The sequence below is a fragment of the Microbulbifer mixtoriginis (SeqCode) genome, from assembly GCF_052467705.1.
The window spans coordinates 2,446,921-2,462,829 of sequence record NZ_CP174322.1; the positions used below are offsets into that span (position 1 = coordinate 2,446,921).

Sequence of the window (15,909 nt, forward strand, 5' to 3'; positions counted from 1 at the left end):
TTTACTGCGAGCGCGCCACCCGCGTATGCCGCGGGTGGCGCCCGGTGAGGCGTTAGACGAACGCCTGTAGGCCGGTTTGGGCACGGCCCAGAATCAGGGCGTGAACATCGTGGGTGCCCTCGTAAGTATTTACCGCTTCCAGGTTCATCACATGGCGAATCACGTGAAACTCGTCGGAGATACCATTGCCGCCGTGCATATCGCGGGAAATGCGGGCGATATCCAGGGCCTTGCCGCAGTTATTGCGTTTCACTAGGGAGATCATGGTGGGGTCGAACTGCTTGTTCTCATCCATGATGCGGCCAACGCGCAGGGAAGCCTGCAGCCCCAGGGTGATTTCGGTTTGCATGTCGGCCAGCTTCTTCTGGAACAGCTGGGTTTGAGCCAGTGGGCGGTTGAACTGCTTGCGGTCCAGGCCGTACTGGCGCGCTGCGTGCCAGCAGAACTCACCGGCACCCATGGCGCCCCAGGAAATACCGTAGCGGGCGCGGTTCAGACAGCCGAAGGGGCCGCGCAGCCCGCCAATTTCGGGGAATTTGTTTTCTTCGGGTACGAAGACATTGTCCATCACGATCTCGCCGGTGATAGAGGCGCGCAGGGAGAACTTGCCCTCGATCTTCGGCGCGCTCAGGCCTTCCATACCCTTCTCTAGTACGAAACCGCGAATGATGTCTTCGTCATCTTTGGCCCAAACCACGAATACATCGGCAATGGGGCTGTTGGTGATCCACATCTTGGCGCCGCTGATACGGTAGCCGCCGTCTACTTTTTTGGCGCGGGTTTTCATACCGCCGGGATCGGAACCTGCATCCGGCTCGGTCAGGCCAAAACAGCCAACCCACTCTCCGCTGGCCAGTTTGGGCAGGTACTTCTGTTTCTGCTCTTCGCTGCCGTAGGCGTAGATCGGGTGCATTACCAGGCTGGATTGCACGCTCATTGCGGAGCGGTAGCCAGAGTCCACCCGCTCGACTTCGCGGGCTACCAGGCCGTAGGAAACGTAGTTGAGACCGGCACAGCCGTAGCCTTCGATGGTGGAGCCCAGCAGGCCCAGCTCGCCCATTTCGCTCATGATTTCACGGTCGAAAATCTCGTGGCGGTTGGCCTCCAAGACCCTCGGCATCAGCTTGTTCTGACAGTATTCGCGTGCGGCATCGCGCACCATGCGTTCTTCGTCGGTCAACTGCTGGTCCAGCAGCAGGATATCGTCCCAGTGGGCGAGTGGCTGATGTTTACTCATGGCTAGTCTCTTCTACTTCTTCCGTTATTAATCGGCACTGGGGTTTGTCGCCAATCCGGCAAAAAGTTGCCGAATCTTGAAAGGGACATTGGCAAGCATCCCGCGGCAAAACCCAGTGACCATTCAGTTTATTGTGGCGCATCATACCTAAGTAGCTGCGATGGGGCACTCCTAACAGCAGGAAAATTTAGACAGGTTTGAGCATGGCTGTGTAAACAAGGGTAAAACGCCTTGCGAGCTATTTTTGTCGGAAGATAATGGGCGCAATAATTCTCTGTTTTTCCTGTTTTTAAAAACTTTTCCGGTGATTTTTCTTGGGCTTTTACCGTGTTTTGGCAATTTGTGTTCCACTGCTGGCCAGCTGTTCCTCTCAGCCCCTTGAGACTGTCGAGCCGCAGGATATTTTGTCTCTGCCGCAGACATTCAGCGCCTCGGGTACTGAGGCGGCCGATGTCCGGTGGTGGCGAGGGTTTGAAGATCCTCAGCTCGACCAGCTGATAGAACTGTCTCTGCGGGATAATCCCAGCTTGCAGGCCAGCTATTGGCGCCTGCGCCAAGCTGCGGCGGCGGCCCGTGGAGCCCGTTCAGGGCTGTTCCCTCGAGTGACTGCCCAGATAGAAAATACCGAGCAGCGCTACTCCTCTGGGGAATTTACCGACCCTTCCAACGAGGGTAACAGCTGGAGTACCCGTATCGCTGCCAGTTATGAGCTGGATCTCTGGGGACGCGTGCGCGCCGGAGCCAGCGCGGCTGAGGCAGGGCTTCAGGCCCAGCAGCAAAATCTACAGAGCGCCGCTCTGAGCCTTGCGGCGGAAGTCTCCTCAACCTGGTTGCAGCTGTGCGAACAGTGGGGGCAGCACAACTTACTGCTGCAGCAGCTGGAAATTAATCGGAAGTCTCTCAGGGTGCTGGAGTCGCGTTTTGCACGCGGGGTCAGCGACGCCGCCGATGTGCTGCAGCAGCGCCAGTTGGTGCAGCGCTCTGAGCAGGAGCTGGAACAGACAGGCGCCGATATTGAAGTGCTGAAGGTGCAACTGGCCACTTTACTGGGCATCAATCCGGATCAGTTGACTGGATATATCCACAAAGAGGCGAGTCTGCCGTTTTTGCCGGCCCTGCCTGATACAGGCATCCCATCGCAACTGTTGCTACGGCGCCCAGATGTACGGGAAGCCCAGCGCAAGCTGGTGCAGGATTACCACCTGGCTGATCAGGCCTGGGCGGACAGGCTGCCCGTACTGAGTCTATCCGCTGTGGCCAGTAACGGTACCAGCCTCATCAGTGATATTACCGAGAACTGGCTGTTGGCTATCGCCGCCTCCCTGGAAGGGGTGATCTTCGATGGCGGTGCGCTCAGTTCCGCAAGGCAGCAACAGGATGCGGCTTTGCAGGAACGTTGGGCGCTATATCGAGAAACCGTGAACCAGGCACTGTCAGAAGTCGAGCAGGCCCTGATTCGCGAGGGTGCCTTGAATCGGGAACTCGAACATCTGCGAGAACGAAAGCGTTTATCCGACCTGATCGTGCAGCGGCGCAACCGTGCCTATACACGCGGTGCTGTCGATTTTCTCAATCTGCTGACGGCTACCACCGAACAGCAGAGCCTGGCTCGTGAGGTGTTGTCTGCCGAACGCCAGCTGCTGCAAAACCGAGTCACATTATATCGCGCACTGTCCGGGGGGCTGCCGCAGCAAGATCTGCCCGAACCGGAGCCCGCAGACCTGGAGTTGTACTTGGAGGGAAATAGTTGATGTTAAAGAAGTTCAATCCGCGCTCGCTCATACCTGTGGCTTTACTGGTGTTGGCAGCTGTGATTGCCGCCTGGATGCTGGGGGAGAAACCCACAGTCTCTCGCGGTGAGCGCAAGATGCCACCGCCGGCTGTGGATGTGGCTGTGGCGGAGCAGGGGAGTTTCCCCATGACTTTAAGCGCCCTGGGAAAAGTGACCGCGCGCGAATTGGCGGAGTTGCAGCCTTTGGTAGACGGGCAGGTAGAGTGGCTCGACTACGATCTGGGGCCGGGCGCGGTTCTACCCAAAGGTAAAGTGCTGCTGCGTATTGATTCTGAACCCTACCAATTGGCCCTGAAATCCGCTCAGAGCACCCTCGCCGGCCGGCGTGCGGAGTTACAGCAGGAGTTGGGGCAGCAGCAGGTGGCACAGGAAGAGTACGAACTACTCGGCACTGCTCTGGGAGAGGCCGACCGCGCACTGGTATTGCGTGAACCCCAGAAAGCTGCGGCCGAAGCAGCCGTGCAGTCGGCGGAGGTCGAGGTGGCTCTGGCACAGCGCAATCTGCGCCTGACCGAAGTGCGTGCCCCTTTTGACGCATTAGTGGTGGCGCGTAATGTGGATGTAGGGGATCGAGTATCCCCCGGGATTAATCTCTACAGTTTGGCCAGCGCTAGCCGCTTCCAGATTGCTGTTGAGGTACCTGCTAGCCAATTACACCGTTTAGACAGTGGCGATGTGGAAGTCCGCATTTATGGCAGTCAGTGGCCCGCCGGCAGTTTCCGCCAGGGAGAGTTTGTTCGGGTGATACCGGTGCTTGAGGAGCAGGGGCGGCTGGCACGCGTACTGGTGGAATTGAAAGACCCTCTCTCTGTATTGGACCCCTCTCAGCCGCAGCTTTTGCTGAATGATTTGGCCAGGGTGGAAATTGTCTCTCGAGCTGAGGAGGCGCTGGTGCGAATCCCCCTCACGGCTCTGCAAGATGACAATCTGGTCTGGGTAGTGCGCGACAATCGTACCAGTATTCAGCCGGTTGAGGTTGCCTATACCAGCGGCGATTTTGCAGTGCTCGATAAGGGGCTAAACGGTGGCGAAACCCTGGTTACGACTCGTCTGATCACTGTTACCGAAGGTATGCCGGTGCGGATTGCCGCAGGCCCCCGTTCGGTAAAGGAACTGCCCGCCGATGCTGCTGCTTCAGCCAGTGAGGCCCCGGGTGCCGGAGCGCGACGTCGTGAAACTGGGGGTGACAATGACTAAAGGCAAAAAAAGTGATGCGACCATTGATACCCGCCAGGGCGCTATCGCCTGGATGGCGCGCAACCATGTAACCGCCAACCTGTTAATGCTGGTCCTGATTGTGGGCGGGCTGGTTTTCTCCCTGGTGGTGAAGAAAGAGGTTTTTCCTGAGTTCAGTCTGGATAGGGTGACGGTTTCCATTTCTTATCCCGGCGCCAGTCCGGAAGAGGTGGAGCGTGGTGTATTGGTGGCCGCCGAACAGGCGGTACAGGGTATTGTCGGCATTAAAGAGATGCGCGGTGCGGCCAACGAGGGTAGCGCTTCACTGATTCTGGAACTTGAGGGCGATGCGGATGCCAATCTGGTTTTTCAGAATATTCAGCAGGCCATTGATTCGGTGACCACGTTCCCCGGTGATATCGAACGTCCACAGGTGAGTCTGGCCGAGCGCAAGCGCGATGTATTGGACCTGGTCCTGCATGGCAATCTGGATGATCGCAGTTTGCGCGCCCTGGCCATGCAGGTGTACGACAAACTGGAGGCGCACAGCGGTATCACCCAGTTGGAGGCCCAGGGCGTTCGAGATCTGGAAGTGGCCGTTGAGATACGTCGCGACGATTTGCGGCGCTATGGCCTGACTCTGACAGAAGTTGCCCAGGTGGTAAAAAACGCGGCGGTAGATATTCCCTCCGGCAGTGTTAAATCCAATGCCGGCGAAATCCTGGTTCGGGTTACCGAGCGGCGTGATTGGGCGCGCGAGTTCGGCAATGTTGTGGTCACCCGTGGCAGTGGCGGCGGCCCGGTGTATCTGCGTGATATCGCCAATATCAGCGATGCCCTCGAGGACGAGGCGCGCAATATGGTGTTTAACGGGGAGCCCGCCGTCAGTATCAAAATCTACCGCGTAGGTGAGCAGACACCGATGAGTGTCAGCGAGGCGGCGCGGGAAGTGATCGAAGAGGTCAGAGCCAGCCTGCCGCCAGGAGTGACGCTGACCATTCGCGATGACGACTCGGAGATCTTTAAAGAGCGCCTCTCTCTGCTGTTGAAGAACGGATTTATCGGCCTGCTGCTGGTATTTGTGGTACTCGGTGCCTTCCTGGAATTGCGTCTGGCATTTTGGGTGACCCTCGGTATTCCCACCAGTTTCCTCGGTTCACTGCTGTTTCTGCCTGGGCTGGATATCTCAATTAGCATGGTGAGTATGTTCGCCTTTATTATCGCCCTGGGTATTGTGGTGGATGATGCCATTATCGCGGGGGAAAATATTCACGAATGGCGGCAGAAAGGTTATAGCAATTTAGAGGCGGCTATTGCCGGTGCTCGCCAGGTAGCGGTACCACTGACCTTTGCCATCCTCACCAATATCGTCGCCTTCATTCCTTTAATGGAACTGCCCGGGTTTATGGGCAAGATTTTTGGCGTAATTCCTTTCGTGGTGGGTTCGGTATTTATCATCTCCTGGGTGGAGGCGCTGTTTATTTTGCCGGCGCACCTGGCCCATTCACGTCGGGGTTATAAGAGCCGGCGGGCCCGCCGTTTCGCCGCTCGACAAAAATTGTTGGCTCGTGGTCTGGACCGTTTTGTACAGAGGCGTTTCCGGCCCTTCTTAAATCTTTGTGTAGCGCACCGCTACAGCACCATTGCCATCGCTATTGCCATCTTGTTGGTGATGGCGGGCTATGCGGCCAGTGGGCGTATGGGCTTCACCTTAATGCCGCGAGTGGAGCGGGATTCCGGACGCTTCGCGGTAACTTTCCCTACCGGTACCCCTCAACAGCAGTTGGAGAAAGCCAGGGCGCAGATTATTGATGCGGCCGATAGAGTGCTCGAACAATATGATCGGGATCAGGTTTTCCTCGGTAGTCGTGGCCTGATCGGGGATGATGCGATTCAGGTGGATGCCTATTTTGTTGCGGCGGATCAGCGCAGTTTTTCTACCGGGGAGTTTGTACGTCAGTGGCGAAGGGAGGTAGGGCCGATAGCCGGTTCTCTCAGCGCAATTACTGCATCCGATCGCGGTGGGCCCGGTGCCGGTTCCTCTCTCACTGTAGAGCTCCGCCACACGGATACGGACATACTGGAACAGGCCGCATTACGCTTGGCTGGTGAGCTGGAGAAATTCCCCAATGTCAGCGACATCGATGCAGGTATTTCTCTTGGTAAAACCCAGCTCGACTTGACCCTGACGGAAACGGCCAAAAGCTTGGGCGTTTCTGCGGAGGAAATTGGCCGCCAGCTGCGTGCCTCCCTCTATGGGGCCGAAGCCTTGCGTCAACAGCGCGGGCGCGACCAGGTGAAGGTGATGGTGCGCCTGCCGGAAACTGAGCGGGTTACGATGGACGATATACACAATATGATGATCCGCGCCGGCAATGGCCAGTGGCTGCCACTTCTCGACCTGGTCGAAATTGAGCAGGGGCGGGCCTACGCCAAAATCAATCGTCGCGAAGGGCGTAGGGTGACCACGGTTACTGCTAATGTGGAGCCCAGCGATCAGGCGGCACTGGTGATTAACGAGCTGAATATCAGTGTGATGCCGCAACTGAAAGCGGAATTTCCCGGCCTTGGTATCTCCTATGAGGGACGTCAGGCGGATGAGCGTGAGGGACTCGCCTCATTGGGGATGACATTTATGCTGGCGATGGCGGTGCTTTACCTGTTGCTGGCGATTCCGCTGAAGAGCTATATACAGCCATTAATTGTGATGATTGCCATTCCCTTCGGTGTGATCGGCGCATTGCTCGGCCATTTGGGGATGGGCTATGGCCTCAGTATGGTGAGCCTGCTGGGTATGGTGGCGCTCGCCGGGGTGGTTATTAACGATACCCTGGTGATGATCGAATACAGCAACCGCTTGCGCAATGAGGGTGCTGATCTTGAAACTGCAATTAAGCGCGCAGCGGCGCGCCGTTTTCGCCCAATTGTGCTGACTACGGTTACCACTTTCTGTGGCCTGATGCCGATGATTTTTGAAACCTCGGTGCAGGCGCGCTTTATGATTCCTATGGCAATTTCCCTCGGCTACGGAATCCTCGCAGCTACAGCTATTTCTCTTTTGTTGGTTCCTTGCCTTTACCTGATGTTCGGAAAGGATATTCCCTTGTTGTTGGAGAAGGCGAAAGTAGCGATTAAATCCCTAGTCAGGCCTGCGCAGGTTTAATCCCTGCGCAGTTCGTCTTTGGTGGCGATAGGGTTGGGAAAATTCATCACCACGATATAAGAGGACACCAGGAAGGTCAGGATGGCGGTGGCCTGTATCAGGTGCGAGGCTTCGCTGCCGATTAGGTTCTGGCTAAAGGCGAGTAGGGCGATCAGTAGGGAGAATTCACTGATTTGCCCCAGGCGGAAGCCGATATCCCAGGCCAATATTTTGAGTTCGCTGTGTCCACCGAGTAGATAGCGGAATACCACCGGCTTGGCTAGCAGCACCACCACGGCAGTTACCAGTGCAGGAACCAGAATTTCCGGCAGCATTGACAGCTTGAACTGGGCGCCAAGGCTGAAGAAAAACAGGATCAAAAAGAAATCCCGCAGGGGCTTCAAGTTGAGGGCTATGTACTGGGAAATCCGGCTGGCGGCGAGGGTGATGCCGGCGATAAATGCGCCGATCTCCCGCGACAGTCCCAGCGTTTCTGCCAGTTCCGCCATGCCCATGCACCAGCCCAGCGCCATCAAAAACACATACTCGTGAAAGCGGTCGAAACGGCTAAACAGTGGCAGCAACAGGTATTTCACCACTACCCAAGCAAACGCTACTAATAAGGGCAGGGCTCCGAAAGATAGGGCTACTTGTCCCAGATGCATATCCCCACTGCTGTCACTGAGCAGAATCATCAAGCACACGATGGCGACAAAATCCTGAAACAGTAACAGGCCCACCATCAACTCCCCCAGCTTCTTGTGGTGTAGTACCGTGGTAGGCAATAACTTGATACCGATAATGGTGCTGGAAAACATCAAGGCCATACCGATCACCCAGCTCTCCATGGTGGTAAAGCCAAACAGCTGACCGATAGAAAAACCAATACCCAGGAAGATGGCGCAACTGATAATGCCAACAAAAGTGGCTTTGCGCAGCACCGAGACCAATGCCTGGGGCTGCATATCCAGCCCCAGCAGGAACAGCAGGAAAATGATGCCCACGTTGGACATATCTGAGAGCAGGCGCAGATTATCGATGACCGCAAGCCCAGATGGTCCCAGCAGTACACCCAGGGCGATATAGGCAACTAATAAGGGTTGGCGGCCGAAGAGTGCCAGGGTGGCGACTATCGCGGCGCCACTAAAAATGAGAAAAAAGGATTGGAAGAGGGAGCTGTCCGCCACAAGTCATCCTTGAAAGTGAGCGAGGTCTCATCATTATCCACAGATGGGCGAACAGCTAAACCCTTATCACTCCTGGTTTTCTGAGGGAATGGGCAGCTCAGTGGTGCTTTTGATCTGCTCCAGGGCGAAATTCGAAATGATATCGCTGATGCCTACGTGCCTGATCAACTCCTTGTAAAAGCGGTCATAGGCAGAAATATCGCTCACTACCACCCGCAGCAGGTAGTCGTAGTCCCCAGCCATTCGGTAACAATCCACCACCTCCGGTAGTTGTTCTACATGCTTTGAGAAGGCTTCTGCCCACTCGGGGGTATGCTGGTCGGTTTTTACCTGGGCGAACACCGAAACTGGCAGGCCCAGAATTTCCGCATTGAGCAGGGCGACCTTGCGGCGGATGATGCCGCTTTTTTCCAGCTTCTGTACCCGGCGCCAGCAAGGGGTCTTTGTGAGTCCCACACGCTCCGCCAGCTCCTCAATAGAAAGGCTGACGTCCGATTGCAGAATAGCGAGCAGGTGTCTATCAATCGCGTCAAGTGAGGACATAGTGCTACAGCGCTCCCTTGGCCTAGGGTCTTGTGTCCCTGTATCGAAGTAGAAGCCCTCACTGGCATTGCCCTGGCGGTGGTTTGATGTTCTGGGTGGTTAGAAGGCTGGCAGGTAGTTTGCCTCTTCCTTTTCCACCTGACGTAACGATAGGCTCATGGGAATTGCGCCGGTAGTGGAATTTTCCCCAAGTGCAACTTCAATGAGAGCACTTTGTGCAAATAGGAAGTGGATGCGGGTATTGAAAGGATATGGGAGAGAGAGTGCCGGGCGCTGTGGTAGCGCCCGGCAGATAACTTTTAGGCGGCATTCTTCGGCGGGAAGCGGGGCTCGAACAAACCAAGCTCAATGGCTTCGCGCACCATGGCCATCAGGTCAATTTCGGTAAGCTCCTGCAGCTGCTGCAAATTGTTCAGTACATAATAAACCGGCTGCACAATGTCGATACGATAAGGCGTGCGCAGTGCGTCGATGGCGCTGAAGTCGAAGCGCTCTGGTTCATTACTCAGTGCATAGAGGGTTTCCTTGGGAGAGGAAAGGATACCGCCTCCGTAAATACGCAGGCCGTCTTCGGTGCTGAGCAGACCGAACTCCACGGTGAACCAGTAGAGTCTCGCCAGATAAGCACGCTCTTTAGGGGAGGCTTTTAGACCTAACTGGCCATATTTCTCGGTAAAGTTGGCGAAGGCCGGGTTGGTCAGCATGGCGCAGTGGCCAAAAATTTCGTGGAAGATATCCGGTTCCTGTAGGTAGTCGAATTCCTCAGGGGTGCGAATAAAAGTGGCAACAGGGAATTTGCGATCGGCGAGCAGGCCAAAAAAGGTTTCAAAGCCGATCAGAGCGGGTACACGTGCCACTTCCCAGCCAGTCTCCCGGCGCAGTACAGAGGAGATTTCCTCAAGCTGGGGGATGCGATCTCGGGGCAGGTCGAGCAGCTCAAGGCCGTGCATATACTCATCACAAGCGCGACCGGGCAATACCTCCAGCTGGCGCTCTATCAGGCGCTGCCAGGTTTGATGTTCCAGCTCGGTGTACTCAATAAAGCCCTCGGCGTTGGGCTCTCGGGCCACGTACTGGGTGCTCTTCTTGGCTGCTTCTTTTTTCATGATTTTGTCTCCTGCGGCCTGCCAGTCTCTCCAAGTGTTGAAGGCTAGTGGCCCTGCCGCTGAATCCTTGTTGTTATGTGTCTCCTCTATTTTTAGTCAGAGGCCTGCCTTTAGGGGAGGCTTAGCGTGGAGGTATTGCGCCCTCCAATACAAACCTCTTACACTTTTTGTAAAGAAAACTTTACAGGTGGGCTGGTGAGAGTCGAAATAACCTGCGCTAATCGTGTCGGTATTTTGCATGAAATTATGCAAATATTCGGCGAATATCGGATCAATGTAACCTCTGGGGAGCTGGGGGGGGACAGTGGAGATAAGGTCTACCTGTTGGCGCCAGGTATGCTCACAACCCAGTACCAGGCTATTGAGAAGTCTCTCTACCGTGTTCCCGGTGTCCAAAGGGTCAGGCGCATCTCGTTGCTACCCTTGGAACGGCGATATTTTGAGCTGGATACCCTCTTACAGCACGTGACCGATCCAGTGCTCAGCGTGGACCATGCCGGCCGGGTTATTGCCGCTAACGTTGCTGCTGCGCGCGCCTTCGGGGTCAGTCTCGATCGGGTACCGGGTTTACAGTTACAGCGTTTTCTACCGTTGATGCAAGTGGCCGAGCTGCTGAGAGATTTTGCGGTGCCCCGTTTTGGGCTCCCGGTTGTGGTGCGGGGTCAGAATTTCCGAGTGGACTGGTCACCGATAGCCTTAGATAACACTGGTGATGTGGACTCTTTGGCCGGTGCCGTGTTGCGTATGCAACCTGCGGAGAAAAGTGAGTTTGCTGCAGGACTTCCACGCCCTGTGGCGCTGTGGGATTTTGATTTACGCCGGGAGACTTGCCTGCAACTGCAGGACCTCTCTGAATTGAATTCTCCTTTGCTGGTTTGTGGCGAGGCGGGGACCGGTAAAACTACTTTTGCCTGTGCGGTGCATTATTTATCACCCGCTGCTGCCCGTGCAGATTGCCACCGTATTGTGCCCCAGAATGGGAAAATGGAAATCCCCAGGCATCTGCGCTCAACTGGAACCTTAATTTTGGAGGATCTTCATCAGCTGGATGGCGAGGCCCAGCTGACAATCGCCCGCCGTTTGCGCTGCCTGCCACCTTCAATACGCTTAGTGGCCACTTGTTCCGAGCCTCGGTCATTGGTGCCGGCTCTAGCTCAGCACTTTAGTGCGCTCTCCTTGGTCTTGCCTCCTTTGCGCAATATGCGACCGGGGCTACCACGATTTGCTGAAACGCTCTTGCGACAGGAGTTCCCCGATCAGGAGGCGCCTGTTTTGGCGTTGGAGGTGCTCGAACTGATTCGCCGTCATGACTGGCCGCAAAACTTTAATGGTTTACGTGACTACCTGGCAGCTGCCCTGGGCAGCTGTAAACGTCGTGGCGCCAGCACAATAGATATTGAGGACCTTCCGGACTTAACCGTGCCGGCGAGTTTACCCTGGCGGGAATGGGGCAGGGGGCTCAGCTACAAAGAGATGATGGAGCAGCTGGAGCGATCATTACTCAGTGAATTGTTGGTGGGGCGCTCCTCTACTAGAGAGCTAGCCAAGGAGTTGGGCATTTCCCATACCGCTGTGGCCAACAAGCTGCGTAAATACGGCCTGTCGGCCCACAAAAAATAGGCGAGTTCAGCGTTCAATACGCCCCAACAGCATATCCTTAAACATCACAAAGTCCCCCATAAAACTATAAAAGGGGTACTTAAAAGTGGCAGGACGATTGTGTTCAAAAAAGAAATGCCCAATCCAGGCAAAACCATAACCAGCCAGCGGTGTAGCGGCAAACCACAGCATACTGCCTGTGCTGATCGCTGCGATCACGGTGGCAAAAACGAGGCTGGTACCAATAAAGTGCAATCGTCGGCAGGTTAGATTGCTGTGCTCTTGCAGGTAGAATGGGTAAAAGTCGCGGAAAGATTCGAATTTTTGGGCTTCTATAGCAGCCATGCTATGCCTCCTTATTTTTATTGCTCCCGCAGTGTAAGGCCAATTCAATAGTCTTCCAAGCTGGGCGCATATCGGGAATATCTGTTAGTCTGCCGCAAAAATTTTCGGGGATACACCCCGTATTAGTGAAACGAGGAAGTTATGGCAGGACCGCTCGCGCATCTCAAAGTACTCGATCTCAGTCGTATTCTTGCAGGCCCCTGGGCCGGACAGGTTTTCGCCGATTTTGGCGCCGAAGTGATTAAGGTGGAGCGCCCTGAGCGCGGCGATGACACTCGTCACTGGGGCCCTCCCTACCTCAAAGACGCCGAGGGCAATGACACCGCCGATGCTGCGTATTACCTGAGCGCCAACCGCGGCAAGAAATCGGTCACTGTAGATATCACCACGGAAGCCGGCCAGGACTTGATTAAACAACTGGCTGCCCGCTGCGATATTCTTCTGGAGAACTACAAGGTAGGTGGCCTAAAAAAATACGGCCTGGATTATGACGCTATCAAGGCCATTAATCCTGGAGTGATTTATTGTTCCATTACCGGCTTCGGTCAAACCGGCCCCTATAAAAACCGCGCCGGCTACGATGCCATGATTCAGGGGATGGGCGGATTGATGAGTATCACTGGTGTGCCCGAAGGGCAACCAGGTGCCGGGCCGCAAAAAGTGGGGGTGGCCGTTGCCGACCTGATGACGGGCATGTATGCGGTTTCCTCGGTGCTCGCCGCTGTAGTGCACCGCCAGCAGACGGGAGTGGGGCAGCATATCGATCTGGCCCTGCTGGATACCCAAGTGTCCTGGCTTGCTAATCAGGCCCAGAACTACCTCACCTCGGGCAAAAGTCCCGAGCGCCAGGGCACAGGCCACCCCAATATCGTGCCTTACCAGGCTGTGCCCTCGCAAGACGGCTATTTTATGTTGGCGGTTGGCAACGACGACCAGTTCAAGCGTTTCTGTAAGATCGCGGGTATAGAACAGCTTGCAGAAAATCCCGCTTATGTCAGTAATTCCTCACGGGTAATAGCCCGCGATGAGCTGATCCCTCAAATTGAGAATGCCACCCGCAAGCAGAACTCTGCCTGGTGGTTGGAAAAACTCAGCGAAGCCCATGTGCCTTGCGGACCGATCAATACTCTCGAAGAGGTCTTTGCCGATCCACAGGTGCAAGCGCGAGGTATGGTGGTGGAGCAGGATCACCCGCAAGCCGGCAAAGTAAAAACTGTTCGCAACCCGGTACTCTTTTCCGAATCTGCCCTCGATTACCAGCAGGCTCCACCGGTATTGGGTGAGCACACCGAAGAAGTGCTGCGCGAGTTACTGGGAAAAGATGAGCAGCAAATTGACCAACTGCGCCGCAACGGCGTCGTGTAGTTAATGCCTGGGCCCGGCAAACATATTTTGCCGGGCTTAAATCACAATATTGAGTCAGATTTAACTGGGGAGGCAAGGAAGCCCGGCTCTTAAGACATGCTGTGAATAGATCGTGATTGGCTCGTAAACGGTTTATTTTTTGCCTATATCTTATAAAGGAAATAGCACAGGGAAGCGTTATGCAATTGGACCATTTCAATATCACTGCACCTTGGAGTCAGCTGCTGCAGGTGCGGGACTTCTATACAAAAGTCCTTGGCCTCACAGAGGGAGAGCGACCAAACCTTAAAAACAACGGATTCTGGCTCTACGGTAATGGCAAACCGATTGTCCATCTCATGGAGGGAGAAGTCTCTGAACAACAGGCTACAAAGCCCTATTTGGACCATATGGCTTTCCTTACCGAGGATCTTCAGCCGATAAAACAACAGTTGGATTCGATGGGTGTTGCCAGCGAGCAGAGGGATGTACCGGGCCGTAATCTAAGGCAGTTGGTATTTTTTGATCCGGTGGGGATCAAGGTGGAAGTGAATGCGTTGGTTTAGATGGTTAAAGACCCGCTAAAAGGCTTTATGTTGCTGATCTGAGATGTTTAATCTGACATTGGAAGAGCTTATCAGTAGTTATCATCAGTCGGCTGGGAGCAACAGGTTTGTCAACGTTGTTGTCGCTCAGCATGATCAATTGGTAATTTATAGAGCTGTTGGTTTTAGACTTTTCCAATTCTGGATAAAGAGTATAGATATGGAAGTGACTTTGAAGGAGTATTGTAAAATAAATCCAGCAAAGCCACTCACTTCCACTTTTAGAGTATTAGGGTTTAACTAAAACTATTGGTGGTTGCGGTAAGCTTCTTCGAGCAGATGCTGGAGGGGGAGTTCCGCAGTGGGGAATTCGTTGCCGCGCTCGTCTTTTGAGAGTACATGAATGAAGTGTTCATCCCCTTCAGGACCAGAAGTGGTAGATATGTTGAGTTTGTATGGCGCAGCAAATTTAGCTTCATTGTTAGCCATAGGGATCGGGATATATAGCTTTGCTTCCCCGTTTCCAAACCATAGTGAATCAATAACGATGACACTCTCATGGTTGTTGTTTGGGTTCGCCGCTATCTTGTCGTTTAGTGATAATCTGAGTCTGTTCCCGTCGAGAGTAAGAATTTTAATATCAGTGACTTTTCCTGGGGTTACATCAACCAAGCGACCTCCGACATGAAATAATGGCTGTCCTTGGTTTCCTGGTTGATTTGCACCGATAAAACTCTCTGCTTCGGATACAAAGCCGTCAATGTAAATATTCTGATCGCTAGAATTTTGAAAATCTACGCCATGCACTTCAATGTTGAGTTGGCGGTATACCCAGGTGTTGCCAACTGTGGCCCGGTGTAATCCATTAGTGGAGTTGAAATTCCTTACGGATAGTTTGGACGCATTGGGGAAGTTTACATCTAGCGAGGTTATCACAGCGGGAGATGAAGGGTCTGCCTGATCAATGGTCAGTGTTGCAGAGTTGGCTCCATTTAAGTCGAGGCCTGGATACTGTAATGAGGCATTAGATGAAGTAATATCTTGAATTTCGTATTTGAAGGTTTTTGCTTGTGCTTCAAAGGCAAGGAACGCTGCAGAAATAGCTGCTACTAAGGCATATTTAGGAAACATATCAATCTACTGCTTAATAATTGTGTTTTTTTACCAAGTGATGCTGAAGGTCTAAATAGTGAGGTTGTTGGCCTGCCCACTTGATGTGTTAAATGTCACACTTTGAAATAGTGTCTCTTGAAAAAAAGAGCCTTAAATCTTGAAGTGTGAAATAAGTTGTGAGAATTTCCAGTTTTTTCAAGCGATTGATCGCCTGAGGTAAAATATCTGAATTAATTTATCCCTCCGTGATTAAAATTATCCGATAATTCGTGGAGAGCTTACAGTACGGTTTTAAATAAGTAAATAAAGCTGGCTTCAAGGTGTGCACTGTATTTGGTACTGTAATTCCATATTTGTTAGTCTTTTGCTCTTTTAAGGTTCAATTATGATTAGATGAGCTTGAGTGAATATGTTTCGTTATTTTGGCAGAGTAGAAGGTGTATGAATATTCATGCGAGTGAGTTTGCTTTTACGGTGAGTGGGTTTAGGTAGGGCCTAGCAATGTGGCTACTATGAGCCCCGTCCGTGTTGGCTCGCTTTTGGGTTTACGCTGTTTCGATGGACCTTCCATTACTCAGAGAGGTTTTTAAGAAATGGCCGAGATGGATCCAGTTAGAATGGTAAAAGTTGGCGCACCTGGCTACCCAGAAGTTGATTTTTAAATCACTGGCGGCGTTATTACTTTGGCATGGTAAGTAGCTAAGATTTTTCTTTGCAACTGTTCTATCACCAGCAATCTTTTTCATGTTTGGTATAGATGCCTATAAAAAACCGTCAAAA

General features: G+C 53.6%; 12 protein-coding genes. 6 read left to right on the plus strand and 6 right to left on the minus strand.

What is annotated here, in order from left to right:
- Window positions 1-52: 52 nt before the first annotated feature.
- Window positions 53-1,237, minus strand: a complete 1,185-nt coding sequence (locus ACJJIB_RS10875; protein WP_444885105.1) for an acyl-CoA dehydrogenase — start codon at window positions 1,235-1,237, stop codon at window positions 53-55.
- Window positions 1,238-1,551: 314 nt separating this feature from the next.
- Between ACJJIB_RS10875 and ACJJIB_RS10880 the strand changes: the two genes are divergently transcribed.
- From ACJJIB_RS10880 to ACJJIB_RS10890, 3 genes are read left to right on the plus strand one after another with little or no spacing between them, the layout of a single operon-like run.
- Window positions 1,552-2,988, plus strand: coding sequence for an efflux transporter outer membrane subunit (locus ACJJIB_RS10880; RefSeq protein ID WP_444886056.1), 1,437 nt, complete (start codon window positions 1,552-1,554; stop codon window positions 2,986-2,988).
- The gene (locus ACJJIB_RS10885; RefSeq protein ID WP_444886057.1) at window positions 2,988-4,226 is read left to right on the plus strand and encodes an efflux RND transporter periplasmic adaptor subunit; all 1,239 of its coding nucleotides are present in this window, start codon (window positions 2,988-2,990) and stop codon (window positions 4,224-4,226) included. Before ACJJIB_RS10880 ends, ACJJIB_RS10885 begins: the two co-directional genes overlap by 1 nt.
- Window positions 4,219-7,368, plus strand: coding sequence for an efflux RND transporter permease subunit (locus tag ACJJIB_RS10890; protein WP_444886058.1), 3,150 nt, complete (start codon window positions 4,219-4,221; stop codon window positions 7,366-7,368). Before ACJJIB_RS10885 ends, ACJJIB_RS10890 begins: the two co-directional genes overlap by 8 nt.
- Here the strand turns inward: ACJJIB_RS10890 and ACJJIB_RS10895 are convergent.
- The 3 genes from ACJJIB_RS10895 to phhA form a co-directional block, all read right to left on the minus strand.
- On the minus strand, window positions 7,365-8,534 hold the full coding sequence (locus ACJJIB_RS10895; RefSeq protein WP_252085748.1) for a cation:proton antiporter domain-containing protein: 1,170 nt from the start codon (window positions 8,532-8,534) through the stop codon (window positions 7,365-7,367). The genes ACJJIB_RS10890 and ACJJIB_RS10895 overlap by 4 nt on opposite strands.
- 66 nt (window positions 8,535-8,600) lie before the next feature.
- Window positions 8,601-9,077 carry an Lrp/AsnC family transcriptional regulator gene (locus ACJJIB_RS10900; protein ID WP_444886059.1) on the minus strand — a complete coding sequence of 159 codons (477 nt, stop codon included), beginning with the start codon at window positions 9,075-9,077 and terminating at the stop codon, window positions 8,601-8,603.
- Between the two features lie 299 nt (window positions 9,078-9,376).
- A complete protein-coding gene (gene phhA, locus ACJJIB_RS10905; protein WP_252085750.1) occupies window positions 9,377-10,183 on the minus strand; it encodes a phenylalanine 4-monooxygenase in 807 nt (268 codons plus the stop codon).
- A 195-nt stretch (window positions 10,184-10,378) separates the two neighbouring features.
- Between phhA and ACJJIB_RS10910 the strand changes: the two genes are divergently transcribed.
- Window positions 10,379-11,803: a TyrR/PhhR family helix-turn-helix DNA-binding protein gene (locus ACJJIB_RS10910; RefSeq protein ID WP_444885101.1), complete on the plus strand. Its 1,425-nt coding sequence runs from the start codon at window positions 10,379-10,381 to the stop codon at window positions 11,801-11,803.
- 6 nt (window positions 11,804-11,809) lie between these two features.
- On the opposite strand, the gene ACJJIB_RS10915 is transcribed toward ACJJIB_RS10910, so the two are convergent.
- Window positions 11,810-12,127 carry an Mpo1-like protein gene (locus ACJJIB_RS10915; RefSeq protein WP_444886060.1) on the minus strand — a complete coding sequence of 106 codons (318 nt, stop codon included), beginning with the start codon at window positions 12,125-12,127 and terminating at the stop codon, window positions 11,810-11,812.
- A gap of 141 nt (window positions 12,128-12,268) precedes the next feature.
- Here ACJJIB_RS10915 and ACJJIB_RS10920 point away from each other — a divergent pair, with 141 nt between their 5' ends.
- Both ACJJIB_RS10920 and ACJJIB_RS10925 read left to right on the plus strand, forming a co-directional pair.
- Window positions 12,269-13,492, plus strand: coding sequence for a CaiB/BaiF CoA transferase family protein (locus ACJJIB_RS10920; RefSeq protein ID WP_444886061.1), 1,224 nt, complete (start codon window positions 12,269-12,271; stop codon window positions 13,490-13,492).
- 179 nt (window positions 13,493-13,671) lie between these two features.
- Window positions 13,672-14,037 carry a VOC family protein gene (locus ACJJIB_RS10925; RefSeq protein ID WP_444886062.1) on the plus strand — a complete coding sequence of 122 codons (366 nt, stop codon included), beginning with the start codon at window positions 13,672-13,674 and terminating at the stop codon, window positions 14,035-14,037.
- 285 nt (window positions 14,038-14,322) lie between these two features.
- Here the strand turns inward: ACJJIB_RS10925 and ACJJIB_RS10930 are convergent, their stop codons facing one another.
- Window positions 14,323-15,147 carry a hypothetical protein gene (locus tag ACJJIB_RS10930; RefSeq protein ID WP_444886063.1) on the minus strand — a complete coding sequence of 275 codons (825 nt, stop codon included), beginning with the start codon at window positions 15,145-15,147 and terminating at the stop codon, window positions 14,323-14,325.
- Window positions 15,148-15,909: the final 762 nt, after the last annotated feature.